The organism is Simplicispira sp., assembly GCF_028687295.1.
Lineage (GTDB): Bacteria > Pseudomonadota > Gammaproteobacteria > Burkholderiales > Burkholderiaceae_C > Simplicispira > Simplicispira metamorpha.
In genome coordinates this window covers 1-11,784 of sequence record NZ_JAQUAL010000027.1, presented here as the reverse complement: position 1 = coordinate 11,784, position 11,784 = coordinate 1, and the positions used below count along the sequence as shown (strand labels likewise).

12 protein-coding genes are annotated in these 11,784 nt (G+C 65.7%); 5 read left to right on the top strand and 7 right to left on the bottom strand.

The features are described from left to right. Both PHX69_RS05100 and PHX69_RS05095 read right to left on the bottom strand, forming a co-directional pair. Window positions 1-572, bottom strand: a 572-nt coding sequence (locus PHX69_RS05100) for a YeeE/YedE thiosulfate transporter family protein (RefSeq protein ID WP_288042663.1), incomplete at its 3' end; no start/stop codon positions are given. A 180-nt stretch (window positions 573-752) separates the two neighbouring features. Next, a complete protein-coding gene (locus PHX69_RS05095) occupies window positions 753-1,676 on the bottom strand; it encodes a sulfurtransferase (RefSeq protein ID WP_288042662.1) in 924 nt (307 codons plus the stop codon). Window positions 1,677-1,958: 282 nt separating this feature from the next. On the opposite strand from PHX69_RS05095, the gene PHX69_RS16190 reads away from it, so the two are divergent. The 3 genes from PHX69_RS16190 (at window position 1,959) to PHX69_RS05080 (ending at window position 4,433) form a co-directional block, all read left to right on the top strand. Beyond that, the gene (locus PHX69_RS16190) at window positions 1,959-2,210 is read left to right on the top strand and encodes a DUF2256 domain-containing protein (RefSeq protein ID WP_502958474.1); all 252 of its coding nucleotides are present in this window, start codon (window positions 1,959-1,961) and stop codon (window positions 2,208-2,210) included. Beyond that, window positions 2,207-3,640, top strand: a complete 1,434-nt coding sequence (locus PHX69_RS05085) for a DASH family cryptochrome (RefSeq protein WP_288042661.1) — start codon at window positions 2,207-2,209, stop codon at window positions 3,638-3,640. Before PHX69_RS16190 ends, PHX69_RS05085 begins: the two co-directional genes overlap by 4 nt. A 94-nt stretch (window positions 3,641-3,734) precedes the next feature. After that, complete coding sequence (locus PHX69_RS05080; protein ID WP_288042659.1) at window positions 3,735-4,433, top strand: SDR family NAD(P)-dependent oxidoreductase; 699 nt, start codon at window positions 3,735-3,737, stop codon at window positions 4,431-4,433. Between the two features lie 55 nt (window positions 4,434-4,488). Here PHX69_RS05080 and PHX69_RS05075 read toward each other — a convergent pair whose 3' ends face one another. Both PHX69_RS05075 and PHX69_RS05070 read right to left on the bottom strand, forming a co-directional pair. After that, window positions 4,489-5,097 (bottom strand): hypothetical protein, encoded by a 609-nt coding sequence (locus tag PHX69_RS05075; protein ID WP_288042658.1) that lies wholly within the window; start codon window positions 5,095-5,097, stop codon window positions 4,489-4,491. Next, window positions 5,094-6,251, bottom strand: a complete 1,158-nt coding sequence (locus PHX69_RS05070; protein ID WP_288042657.1) for an AAA family ATPase — start codon at window positions 6,249-6,251, stop codon at window positions 5,094-5,096. The genes PHX69_RS05075 and PHX69_RS05070 overlap by 4 nt, the downstream gene beginning before the upstream one ends. A 134-nt stretch (window positions 6,252-6,385) precedes the next feature. Here PHX69_RS05070 and PHX69_RS05065 point away from each other — a divergent pair, with 134 nt between their 5' ends. After that, entirely contained in the window at window positions 6,386-7,306 is a 921-nt protein-coding gene (locus tag PHX69_RS05065) for a LysR family transcriptional regulator (RefSeq protein WP_353852402.1), read from the top strand. An 87-nt stretch (window positions 7,307-7,393) separates the two neighbouring features. Here the strand turns inward: PHX69_RS05065 and PHX69_RS05060 are convergent, their stop codons facing one another. Beyond that, window positions 7,394-8,626, bottom strand: coding sequence for a benzoate/H(+) symporter BenE family transporter (locus tag PHX69_RS05060; RefSeq protein ID WP_288042656.1), 1,233 nt, complete (start codon window positions 8,624-8,626; stop codon window positions 7,394-7,396). A 372-nt stretch (window positions 8,627-8,998) separates the two neighbouring features. Here PHX69_RS05060 and PHX69_RS05055 point away from each other — a divergent pair, with 372 nt between their 5' ends. Then, complete coding sequence (locus PHX69_RS05055; protein WP_119012512.1) at window positions 8,999-9,211, top strand: DUF2788 domain-containing protein; 213 nt, start codon at window positions 8,999-9,001, stop codon at window positions 9,209-9,211. 76 nt (window positions 9,212-9,287) lie between these two features. On the opposite strand, the gene PHX69_RS05050 is transcribed toward PHX69_RS05055, so the two are convergent. Both PHX69_RS05050 and PHX69_RS05045 read right to left on the bottom strand, forming a co-directional pair. After that, window positions 9,288-11,135, bottom strand: coding sequence for a Na/Pi cotransporter family protein (locus PHX69_RS05050; RefSeq protein ID WP_288042655.1), 1,848 nt, complete (start codon window positions 11,133-11,135; stop codon window positions 9,288-9,290). 2 nt (window positions 11,136-11,137) lie between these two features. Next, the coding region (locus PHX69_RS05045) for a S16 family serine protease (protein ID WP_288042654.1) at window positions 11,138-11,784 on the bottom strand (647 nt) is incomplete at its 5' end.

The following is an 11,784-nucleotide window of genomic DNA, read 5'->3' as shown; positions in this document are numbered from 1 at the left end:
TTGCCCGCCCAGCGGCGCACGCCCCAGCCCACCAGCGCCAGCGCCACCAGCGTGGCCGCCAGCGCAGGCATCCAGCCCCAGGTGCTGACCAGGCCCACGGGCTCGGTTTTGCCCAGCGCCAGCCAGCCGTCCAGATGTACCGAGCCCAAAAAGCTGCCCAGCGCAAACACCGGCAAGATCGCCATGTTCAGCGGAATGCCCAGCCCGGCCTTGTACAGCGTGCCCGAGCCGCAGCCGTCGGCAATCTGCATGCTCAGCCCGAAAAAGAAGGCGCCAATCAGCAGGCTGACGCTGGGTGGCCCGAGGGCCGCCGTGAGTTCCGGGAACAGGCCCAGTAGCGGCATGGCCAGCACGGAGGCCAGCGCCAGCAGCAGCAACTGGCCCATCACGCCGCGCGCATCGCGCTGCTCGACCAGCATGCGCCAGCCAGTGGTAAAGCCAAAGCGCGCACCGGCCAGGGCCGCGCCCAGGCCAATGCCCACCAGAAACAACAGGCCCTGGCGTGCCGACACGCTCCAGACCAAAAACACAGCAAAAGCGGCCAGGGCGGCCGCCAGGGGTAAACGCTTCATCACAATCCAGCTCAGGTTTGAAACCTCCCCTTTCAGGGAGATAGAATTTTTTGCGGAGGTGCAACCGCTTCCAAATTCGCCCTCTTTGGGGCGTGGGTTGAAACATCAAATAGGGAAACTCAAAAAGCCAACGCCCCGGCCAGAGTGGACGGGGCGGCGCCTGGAAGAAAGTGAAGCGGCTTATTTGAACAGCGATTTGAGCTGCTGCATGCGGCCTGGCACGTTGTCCATGGGCAGGTGGCTGGCGTCTTGCGTCCAGTCCACCATGGAGCCCGCGTAGAGCTTCACGTTCTTCTGGCCCAGCACTTCGGATTGGGCAAACCAGTTCGTCGCGGCCCAGTGGCCGGTGTTGCAAAAGGCCACAGTTTCCGTTTCGGGTTGCTTGCCCAGCGGGGTGCTGGCGGTGGCCTTTTGCGCTTCGGGCACCGACATCATGGCCGTGCTGCCGGGGGCAAACCAGCGCGAATGCTCGACGTTGACCGCGCCCTTGAGTGTGCCCGCCTGCTTGGCGGCGGCGTGTTTGGTTTCGCCCTGGAAGAAGGCCGCGGGCCGGGCATCGACCAGCAGCGCGTTGCCGGACTTGACCTTCTCGGCCACCTCATCGCGGGTGGCGATGTAGCGCTTGTCCAGTGTGGGTGTGAACTTGGAAGCGGTGATTTTCGGCACCACGTTGTCTTGCGGCAGCTTGGCGCTGACCCAGGCCTGCATGCCGCCGTTGAGCACCGACAGCTGCTGCACGCCCAGCACCTTCAGCGTCCAATACACGCGGGCGGCGCTGCCAAAGTCGGTGGTGTCGGCGCCGCTGGAGACGACGACGGCGTGGCTGTCCGGGTTCAATCCCAGGCTTTGCACCAGTTGCGTGAGCTGGGGCAGGGCGGGCAGGTCGCCGGGGTTGCTGGCCGGGCCGCGCCATTGGCCGTAGGGCGCCGAGACGGCCCCGGGGATGTGGCTCTCGGCATACGCCTTGGGCTCGCGGATATCGATGATGCGCACTTGCGGCGCCTTGGCCTGCGCTTGCAGGTCGGCCGGGCTGAGCAGGGGCTGGGCGGCAAACGCGCTGCTGGCCGCCGTGATGACAAAAGCGAACTGGAGGATTTTTTTCATGGGGGTTCCTGGGTAAAGCGCCACCGGGCAGCGCAACAATGGGTGCGATTGTGGCCGGGTAAGTCCCCATTCCCAACCATCTTTATTTTGGTTGCTTGTTCGTTTTGGTAATAAACAAGGCGGGTCTTGTGCCTTGGGTGCATTTGGGCGTGCTGCACGGCGCTGTTGCGCTGGTGGTGCCCGGGGGCTTTGCCGCAGGGCGCAGGCCGGGTCGCTCCGCCTTGGCTACAGTGCCGCGCCGGGCCATTGCTTGCCCACCGTCCATATTGTTGGGAGTTTTCCATGCGCATGCGCAAAAAAGCCGACCTGCCGCACAAGACCTGTGCCACCTGTGGCCTGCCGTTTGCCTGGCGCAAAAAATGGGAAAAAGTCTGGGACGAGGTGCGCTACTGCTCTGACCGCTGCCGCAGCGCGCGCGGTGGTGCCAGCGCTGGCGCCAACCCAGCCGCCAGCCACAGCGTTGACACCAGCGCCAGCCATGGCGCCGCCCACAGCGCCCGGCCTGCATCCACCACCAAAAAACCGCCGCGATGAGCACCACCCTTTACTGGCTGCGCCACGACCTGCGCCTGCACGACAACCCCGCGCTGGCGCTGGCCTGCCGGGGCGCCGACCACCTGTTGCCGGTGTTTGTCCACCCGCCGGAAGGCGAGGGCAGTCCTTGGGGCTTTGCCCGTGTGGGCGCGCACCGCCGGGCTTTTGGGGCCCAGGCGCTGGCCGATTTGCGCGCCAATCTGCAAGCGCGCGGCAGTGACCTGCTCGAATGCACCGGCGCGCCGCAGATGGTGCTGCCCGCCATCGCCCAGGCGCTGGGCGCGGTGCGCATCGTTTGCGAAGACATCGCCGCGCCCTACGAGCAGGCCGAGGTGGCCGCCTTGCGCGCTGCCGGTCTGGCGGTGCAGACCGTGTGGCAATCGAGCCTGCTGTGCCCTGCCGATTTGCCCTTTGCCATCGATGCGCTGCCACAGGTGTTCACCCAGTTTCGCCAGGCCGTGGAGCGCGCCGCAGTGCAGCCGCCCGCGCCGTTGCCTGCGCCGCAGGTGCTGCCACCGCTGCCGCTACCGTCCGGGATGGATTTAGGGTCAAAACAGGCTCCAGACCTTATCCAGAAAGCGCTAGCAGCTATCAAACCAGAAGCAAATGTGGCACCCAACCAGGCACTGGCTGCCGGTGCAGCAGATGTTGGATCAAAACAGCCTCTGGCCCCCGTCCAGAAAGCGCAAGCAGCTATCAAAACAGGAGTTGATGCGGCGCCGCTGCACGATGCGCGCTCGTCCTTCCCTTACGCCACGCCTGCCTGCCACGGCGGCGAAACCGCCGCGTTGGCGCACCTGCGCCAGTACCTGGCGCGCAAGCTGCCGCACAGCTACAAGCAAACGCGCAACGGTTTGATGGGGCTGGACTACTCCAGCAAGTTCTCGCCCTGGCTGGCCACCGGGGCGCTGTCGGCCCGGCAGGTGATGGCCGAGCTGCGTGCCTTTGAAGACCAGCACGGCGCCAACGATGGCACGTACTGGCTGTGGTTCGAGCTGCTGTGGCGCGACCATTTCCGCTTTCTGCACCTACAGCACGGCGCTGCGCTGTACCGCGCTCGGGGCTTGGGCGCTGCGCCGCTGCCGCCGCACAACGCTGCCGGTTTTGCCGTTTGGCGCCGGGGCGACACCGGCCAAAGTCTGGTCGATGCTGGCCTGCGCGAGCTGGCCGCCACCGGGTATCTGAGCAACCGCCTGCGCCAAATCGTGGCCAGTTACCTGCTGCACGACCTGGGCGGCGACTGGCGCGCCGGTGCCGCTTGGTTCGAGGCCCAGCTGCTGGACTACGGCACCTACAGCAACCAGGGCAACTGGCTGTACGTGGCCGGGCGCGGCACCGACCCGCGCGGCGGGCGCCGCTTCAACCCCGACAAGCAGACCCACGACCACGATGCCGATGGCCAGTACCGCCGCCTGTGGGGCACGGCATGAGCGCCGCTGCCTGTGCCCGCCCAGCGGCCACCGAGGCCACCGAGCTCCCTGGCCGCGCATCTTTTGAATCTTCTTTTGTCTGGAGCCCTGCGCCATGCAATCCCTTCCTGACGGTTACCGCGCCCTGGTCATTGGCCACACCGGTGCCATCGGCAGCGCGCTGCTGCACAACCTGCAAGCCGACCCGCGCTGCGCCCTGGCCCTGGGCGTAGGCCGCCGCAGCGACCCGGCCATCGACTTGACCGACGAAGCCAGCGTGGCCCGCGCCGCGGCGCAACTGCGCGCGCAGGGGCCGTTCCACTGCATCGTCCACGCCGCCGGGGTGCTGCACACGCCGCAATTTCAGCCCGAGAAGCGCCTGGCGCAGCTGAACTACGCGCAGCTGGAGGCCACCTTCCGCGCCAACACCTTTGGCCCCGCGCTGGTGCTGGCGCACTTCGCGCCCTTGCTTGCCCGCCACGAACGCAGCGTGCTGGCCGTGCTCTCGGCCAAGGTGGGCAGCATTGGCGACAACCGCCTGGGGGGCTGGTACAGCTACCGCGCCTCCAAGGCCGCGCTGAACATGCTGCTCAAAACCGCCGCCATCGAAGTGGCCCGCAGCCACCCGCGCGCCACCCTGGTAGCGCTGCACCCCGGCACCGTGGATTCGGCCCTGTCGGCCCCCTTCAACGGCGCCGCCATAGGCCGATCCCCGATGGACGCCGCCGCCGATCTGCTGCGCGTGCTCGACAGCTTGCGTCCCGAAGACACGGGGAGTTTTTATGCCTACAGCGGCGAGCGGCTGCCGTGGTGAGGCCTGAGGTATTACCGCCGTCGCCCCATAGCAGGGTTCGAGATGGGGCGTTTGCTCAGTACCCTTGCGAGAAATCCCGTACGGTTTTTTGTAGTCGCTTCCGGGCCCGCGCGAGACTGGGGGAGCGTTGTGCCGCCAATTCAGGATTCCATCGTGTGCGAACCCACTCTACCAAGCGGGCGTTATAGCCAAGGCCCTGCCGTGGTTGGCCTCCCACATCCCTGAATAGATCGTTCCGGACTGCTCTGGGGGCGCCTTTGGCCAGGTGCAGCAGCGCGAGCTTGGGATCTGGCAACTCATCGGGTTTGGGAGGTAGAACCCCGCGTGGGCCGATCAGTTCGCGCATGGCCAGATGGTCTGCCAGCACCCAGGACTCCACTTCGCGTACTGCCACGCGCAAGACAAGGTGGGGTGCCATCGGTTGGTCAGCCTGCCATTGTTGACACAACTCCACGACACAGTGCCCTTGATCCAGATCCGTTACCACCAACATCACTCGGTGTTGCGCCATTTGGCACCAATTGCCCATTCTTGAGCGCAAATAACCAAACCCGTTTTTGCGCAAAAGGTGTGTTATCTCGTGGGGGACGTGAATTTCTGCCACCAGCCGCAGTGCTACGGCCTCACTCAGCTCATCCTCCGTAGCAATCGCAATCGGGGTCATTGCCAGAGTCCCAATTGCGATACCGCACTGGGTCGGGTTTTTGGCAGCAGGACTTCTGCCACGCTGAGTCCTGCGCGCAGGGCCAGATTTTCATCGGCATTCACCACACGGCCCGTGGTGCCTTGTGAGCCCGTTTCCAGTAGCACCACGCCACGTTCGTCAATGCCGGGGTTGCTCAGCAGGGCCTCGCTGTGGGTGGTCAGTACCACCTGACGCCGGTTTTTCTTTCCCCGTTGCAAACGGTCAATGATGAGCGGAATTTGTCGAACGATGGCGTCGTTGAGTGAAATTTCAGGCTCTTCCAGCAGCAGCATGGAATGTCCTCCTTCCAGCAAAGACCACAGTAGTCCGAAAAGTCGCAGCGTGCCATCTGAGAAATGTTCTTCCGACTGCCAACCTGCATTGGGGCGGTGGTGTTGGTAGCGTGCTTCCAGGTGCGGGTGGCCCATCTCGTCTTTTTCGAACCGCAGGTCTGCAAATTGCGGCACGGCTAAAGACAGGGCTTCTGAGATTTTGCGCAAACGGGCTTTGCGGGTTTTTTCTGGCGTTTTGGACAAACGCTCCAGAAAACCTTGCCCGAAGGGGTCGTCCGCCAATCTGTTGCCGCCGATTTTTTCGCCAAAACGCAGTAATTGCGGTACCAAATGCAGGTAAGTGATGTTGTTCAGGAAGTCTGCCAATTCCCGGAACTCCCGATTGGTTTGAATCTGTTCCAGGTGCGTCTGGGTCAGTAGAAGCGCATCGCGGTCATCTTTGCTATTTGGACGGCTCAGCAGTAATTTGCCGTCTTTCCAGACCTCTTCCTGTGAAACCAGCAGGCGCTGTGCCCCTTTGCCTTCAGGCTTGAACCCCAATTTGTACCGCCATGAGGCGACTTCCTGATCGGAGCGGTGGCTCAGTTCGATGTCGATCATGACCTCAGGATCGCGCCGGGCATGCAGGCAGCGCACTTTGGAAATCCCATCCCGCTCCATGATGGCAGCTTGCAAGCCACCCCCTTTTGTTTTGCTGACATCACGCAGAAACCGCAAGGCGTCCAGAAGATTGGACTTGCCGGAAGCGTTGGGCCCCAGTACGTAAGTGACGTCATGCAGAGGGACATCCAGTGATTGGAAATTGCGCCAGTTTTTGAGGCGGATATGGTTCAGCAGCATGGGGGAAGTCCTGGAGCGACGATCAATCCCTATTATTAAGGGCGAAGTCCGTGCCTCGCCATAATCCCTGGCCGTGCCACCCTTGTTCTTCGAAGAGCCTCTTCAAGGCTCTTGCCCCCCACTTCCTTTTCTCCATGATCGACCACCTGCGCGCCCTGCGCCTGTTCACCCGCATCGTGGAGCTGGGCAGCTTCAGCCGGGCGGCTGAGCAGCTGGGGCTGAACCGGGCTGCGGCCACGCACAGCATCCAGCAGCTGGAGCGCCACCTGGGCGTGCGCCTGCTGGCGCGCACCACCCGGCAGGTCACGCCCACGGTGGAGGGCGCTGCGTATTACGAGCGCTGCGTGGCCATCCTGGCCGATCTGGACGAGGCCGATGCGCAGTTCACCCAGGCAGCGCGGGTGCCGGAGGGGCGCATCCGGCTCGATTTGTCGGCTGCCATGTTCCGCAACGTGCTGGCGCCGGCGCTGCCGGAGTTCAGTGCGCGCTACCCGCAGATCCGGCTGGAAGTGAGCGTGACCGACCGGCCCATCGACCTGGTGCGTGAGGGCGTGGACTGCGTGCTGCGTGCGGGCGATTTGCGCGATGTGCCCCTGGTGGCGCGCCGCCTGGCCCACCTGCCCCAGGTGACCTGCGCCAGTGCCGAGTACCTGGCCCGCCACGGCAACCCCGGCACGCTGGATGCGCTGGCCCAGCACCACGCGGTGGACTACCTCTCGGCAGCCACGGGCAGGCCGGTGCCGCTGGAGTTTGTGGTGGATGGCAAGCTGCTCACGCGCAAGCTGCCCGCGCGCATCGCCGTCAACAACGGCGACAGCTACATCAGTGCCTGCGTGGCGGGTTTTGGCCTGATCCAGACGCCGTATGCCTTTGTGGCCCCGCTGCTGGCGCAGGGCGTGTTGTGCGAGCTGCTGCCTGCGCAGCGCCCGCCGCTGTTGCCGCTGAGCGTGCTCTACCCGCCCAACCGACAATTGCCCGCGCGGGTGCGGGTGTTTATCGACTGGCTGCTGGCGCTGTTTGCCCGCCCCGACGGGCCAGGCCGCTCGCCGCCGTAGCCAGGAGCGCCGCCAGCCGCTGGCGCTGCGCCGGACAACGCGGGGCGGCGCAGGGGCAAGGCACGGGCCAGGCCAGCGCGGGCGGTTTTAGTCTTTGTTGGCCAGGGCGACGAAGTCGGCTTTTTCCATCAACCACGACACGGCAAAGCCCGCCACCAGCCCCCAGAACGCGGCGCCGATGTTCCAGACGCCCAGGTCGGCCACCGTGACCAGCAGGCTGATCAGCGCCCCCAGCGTGAAGCGCCCGCTGCCAAACGAGGCCACAAACGCCCCTTGCAGCACGCGCAGCATGGCCAGACCGCCCAGCACCATGATGAATTCTTTGGGCGTGGCCAGCATCAGGCCGGTGAAAGTGGGTGCCATCAGGCCAAAGGTCAGGGCGAGTGCGCCAAAGGTCAGCGCGGCGGTGTACTGGCGCTCGCGGGTGCCCGACGAGGTCATCAGCGCATTGCTCGGGCCGGTGAGGCAGGTGCTGACCGAGCCCACGGCAGCGCTCAGGAATGAGCCAATGCCGCAAGCGACGGCAATCGCGTTCACGGGCGGCTCATGCCCGGCGGCTTTGAGTACCGCCACGCCCTGGCCGTTTTGCACCACCAGCACCGTGATGGCCAATGGCACCACCAGCTCCACCAGCGCCGCCACCGACCACACCGGCGCCTGCACCACGGGCTGCGCAAAGGTCAGGCTGCCCAGCAAGTCGGGGTTGACCTGCCCGCCCAGCGCCACCGCCACGGCGCCCACCAGCAGCGCGCCAATCAGCGGTGGCAGCCGCTTGCCCAGCGCAGGCAGGGCCGACAGCAGCACAAACGCCACCACCATGGGCGCGGCAATGGTGAGGTTGCTGTGCAGGGCGCGCACCAGATCCAGGCCAAAGCGCAAAAACACCCCGGCCACCATGCCCATCACGATGGGCATGGGCAGCAGCGCCATGATGCGCTTGACCCAGCCGCTCAGCCCCAGCACCAGCACCAGGGCGCTGGTGGCATAAAAGGCGCCCAGCACCTCGGCAAAGCTCAGGTGTTGCAGCGCCGGGCCGACCAGCACCGTGCCCGGAATCGTCCAGGCAAAGCCCAGCGGCGTGCGGTAGCGCAGCGTCATGGTCAGCGTGACCAGACCGTTCATGAAGAACGCGCCAAACACCCACGAGGCCAGCTCCGCCTGCGACAACCCGCCGCGCACGCCCACCGACAAAATGATGGCCAGCGGCCCCGTGGCAGAAAAAATGAAGGCAATCAGGCCGTTGGTGGCGTAGCCGGGGCCCAAGTCGGCCCAGATGTGGCGCCAACGGGGCAAGGGCAGGGCGGGGTGTTCAAGGGACATGGGGCGTACCGATGGCGAGGGGCGTGTGGCAAACAACGGGCGCGGCACCCGACCCTGCCAGGGGCCCTGCACCGCAAGAGCACAAATTATCGGGATTTGCCTGTGCTGAATAAACACGCAAAAACACCAGCTACTTTTTGTTCTGAAGAAACAATCGGGTGCTGAAAGGGGGGCTGACAAGCGCAGATGGGCACAAGCCCAAGCTGGTTGTCTGGCGTGCCGCCTGTGCGCTGCGGTGGCAGCCTGTACAGTCCGGCGTTCCATTTCTGCGCTACCAAGATTACCTATGAAACACCACGATGCCCACTGCATGGGGGCTTTTGTGCCCCGCGTTGTTCTGGCCCGCAGGGGCGGTGTGAGCGGAGGTGCAGCGTGATTTTTGGCTACACCGAGGCGCAGATTTCCGGCTTCTTCCTCACCTACGGGGTGGGCGCCTTCATGCTGTTCATGCTGTTCATCATCGGGCAGCTGGCCTGGCAGTCCAAGGCGGGCAAGTTTGGCGCCTTGGTGATTTTTCTGGGGCTGGGCCTGGGCATGTTGGGCTTTGCCGCCAAGTTCGTCATCCAGTGGTGGCTGGAGCGTTAGGTTGAAATAGTGCTATTGAAAATATAGCTGCAAGCGCTTATTGGGTAAGCGCCAGAGCCACTTTTTATGGTTTTTTTTACTGGTGTGCGGCAGTGTCTTGCGGCGGCGGTTTTGGTGCGCCTTCGGTGCTGGGCAGGGGCGGCAAATCGGGCAGGGTGGCCAGGCGCTGGGCGGCCTTGAAACCTTGCTCTACGGCGCGGCGCAGGTCACTCAGGCGGGCCAGCCAGTCGTACACCGCGTTCACGTCCACCGCACCGCCAGCGCCCGCGTGCAAGAGGGCGGCTTTGGCTGCCTGGTAGCTGTCTTCAAAGGCGTCGCGCGCCTCGCTGGCCAGCCAGGTGCCGGTTTGCGCCTGGTTTTCGCTTTGCGGATCGGCCACCGTAAAAAACGCCAGTGCGCTGGTAAACACCGGCACCACGCAGGCCACGATGTCGGCGCTGGGCGAAGAGGTGGTGTCCGCCCCAGTGGCATGGTCGGGCGCGGCAGCCTCGGGGGGGCTGGCTGGCAGCAGCATGTGTTGCAGCGCGCCGGGCAGCAGCAACAGCGGGGCTGCCGGTGCCGCAGCAGGCGCAGGCCGGGGCGTGTGGCTGCCTTGCACGCCGACGTGGTGCATGACGCGCGCCAGGGTGTCAAAGTGGGTGGCAATGCGCAGCAGCTCGGGCAGCTGCCGGGCCACGTCCTGGGGCATGGGGCGGCGGCTGAGTTCACTGACGAACTGGCCAATGGCCAGCTGCAAATGCTCCACGGTCCCCAGCTGGCGGGCCAGGCGGGCGTCGGACTGGGGCGGTGCGGGTGCCCAGGGCAGGGCCTGCGGGTTCAGGCGCGCGGCGTCGCTGGCCAGCGCCAGCGCCAGGTGGCCCATGCGCGCCAGTTCGCGGCGCAGTGCCTGCAAGGCCAGGCCGGGCACGGCGGCGACGTTGCGGTCGAGGTAGCGCGGGCGGCCCACGTCCTCATCGGCCTGGCCAAAGCGCGCCAGCAACCAGCGCACCAGCGGCCCCGACAGCGGCCACATCAGCAGCACCCCCAGCGCATTGAACGCCGTGTGAAAAATCACCAGCTGCGTCACCACATCGCCACTGCCCGTGGCCCACACGCCCACCGTGTGGATCAGCCACAGCAGCGGTGACAACATCGCCATGGCCACGATGGCCGTGACCACGTTGAAGAACACATGCGCCGCCGCCAGCCGCCGCGCGTTCGACGTAGCGCCAATGGCCGCCAGAATGCCCGTGAGCGTGGTGCCCACGTTGGCGCCAATCACCATGGCCGCGCCCACCTGCACCGACATCATGCCGCCCGCCACGGCGGTCAGCACCAGCGTCAGCGTGGCCGAGGAGGCTTGCAGCACGATGGTCAGCAGCAGGCCCACGCCCACGGCCATGGCCAGACCGGGCAGGTCGTTGCCCAGTGCGGGCAGGGCGGTGGTGGTGCCGGAGAAGCCGTTTTTGAGGATGTCGATGCCCAGAAACATCACGCCAAAACCTGCCAGCGCCGTGCCCAGGCCGCCCCGGCGCGTGCCCTCACCCGTGAGCTTGAGTGCCATGCCCACACCGACAAACGGCAGGGCAAAGGCGTCAATCTTCATCTTGAAGCCAATCCAGGCCACCAGCCAGCCCGTGACCGAGGAGCCCAGGTTGGAGCCAAACACCACCCACAGCGCCGAAGAAAACGTCAGCAACCCGGCGTTGACAAAACCAATCGCCGCCACCGTCATGGCGGTGGACGATTGCAGCAGCGCCGTCAGCAGCACGCCCGTGATCAGCCCGTGCAGGCGCGTGCGCGTCCAAGCGGCCAGGATGCGCTCCAGCGCCCGGCCCGCCGCCATCTTCAGGCCGTCGGTGAGCATGGTCATGCCCACCAGAAACAGGCCCACCCCGCCCAGCAGCGTGATGGCCATGGCGGTGGCGGTGGGTGCGGCGGACATGGTCAGTGCCCTCCCACATCGCGCCCTGCGCGTGCGCTGCGCCCACCGCGTGTGCGGCCCGCCAGCTGGCAGGCACGGCGAAATGCGCGCAGGGTGTGCTCGGCCCGGCCCAGCACGCTGCCGGGCTCGCCCGTGGCCACGCCGTCGGGACCCAGGCCCGGTGCCTGACCCGTGAGCAACGCAATGCCTTCACTGGCGTGGTGGGCGGTGTAGATGTGAAAGCGCCCCTGCGCCACGGCGCTGACAATGTGCGGCGCCAGCATCAGCTGCTGTTGGTTGCGCGCCGGGATCAAGGCGCCCTGCGTACCATCCAGCCCTGCTGCCTCGCAGGCGTTGAACCAGCCCTCGATTTTTTCGTTGATGCCGCCCACCGGCAGCACCTGGCCGTGCTGGTTGAGCGCGCCCGTCACGGCAATGCCCTGCGCCAGCGGCAAGCCCGACAGCGCCGACAGCAGTGCATACAGCTCCGCACACGAGGCCGAGTCGCCCTCCACCCCGCTGTATTCCTGCTCGAACACCACGGAGGCATTCAGCGCCAGCGGCGCGATGTGGCCAAACAGGGCGGTGAGGTAGCTGTGCAGTATCAGCACGCCCTTGTCGTGGATGGGGCCGGACATTTCTACCTCGCGCTCGATGTTCAGCAGCCCCT

Excerpts from the sequence above, each read along its gene's own strand:
- PHX69_RS05080 (WP_288042659.1), top strand. The coding sequence starts at position 3,735 with ATGCAATCCCTTCCTGACGGTTACCGCGCCCTGGTCATTGGCCACACC.
- PHX69_RS05095 (WP_288042662.1), bottom strand. The coding sequence starts at position 1,676 with ATGAAAAAAATCCTCCAGTTCGCTTTTGTCATCACGGCGGCCAGCAGC.
- PHX69_RS16190 (WP_502958474.1), top strand. The coding sequence starts at position 1,959 with ATGCGCATGCGCAAAAAAGCCGACCTGCCGCACAAGACCTGTGCCACC.
- PHX69_RS05075 (WP_288042658.1), bottom strand. The coding sequence starts at position 5,097 with ATGACCCCGATTGCGATTGCTACGGAGGATGAGCTGAGTGAGGCCGTA.
- PHX69_RS05050 (WP_288042655.1), bottom strand. The coding sequence starts at position 11,135 with ATGTCCGCCGCACCCACCGCCACCGCCATGGCCATCACGCTGCTGGGC.
- PHX69_RS05065 (WP_353852402.1), top strand. The coding sequence starts at position 6,386 with ATGATCGACCACCTGCGCGCCCTGCGCCTGTTCACCCGCATCGTGGAG.
- PHX69_RS05060 (WP_288042656.1), bottom strand. The coding sequence starts at position 8,626 with ATGTCCCTTGAACACCCCGCCCTGCCCTTGCCCCGTTGGCGCCACATC.
- PHX69_RS05085 (WP_288042661.1), top strand. The coding sequence starts at position 2,207 with ATGAGCACCACCCTTTACTGGCTGCGCCACGACCTGCGCCTGCACGAC.
- PHX69_RS05070 (WP_288042657.1), bottom strand. The coding sequence starts at position 6,251 with ATGCTGCTGAACCATATCCGCCTCAAAAACTGGCGCAATTTCCAATCA.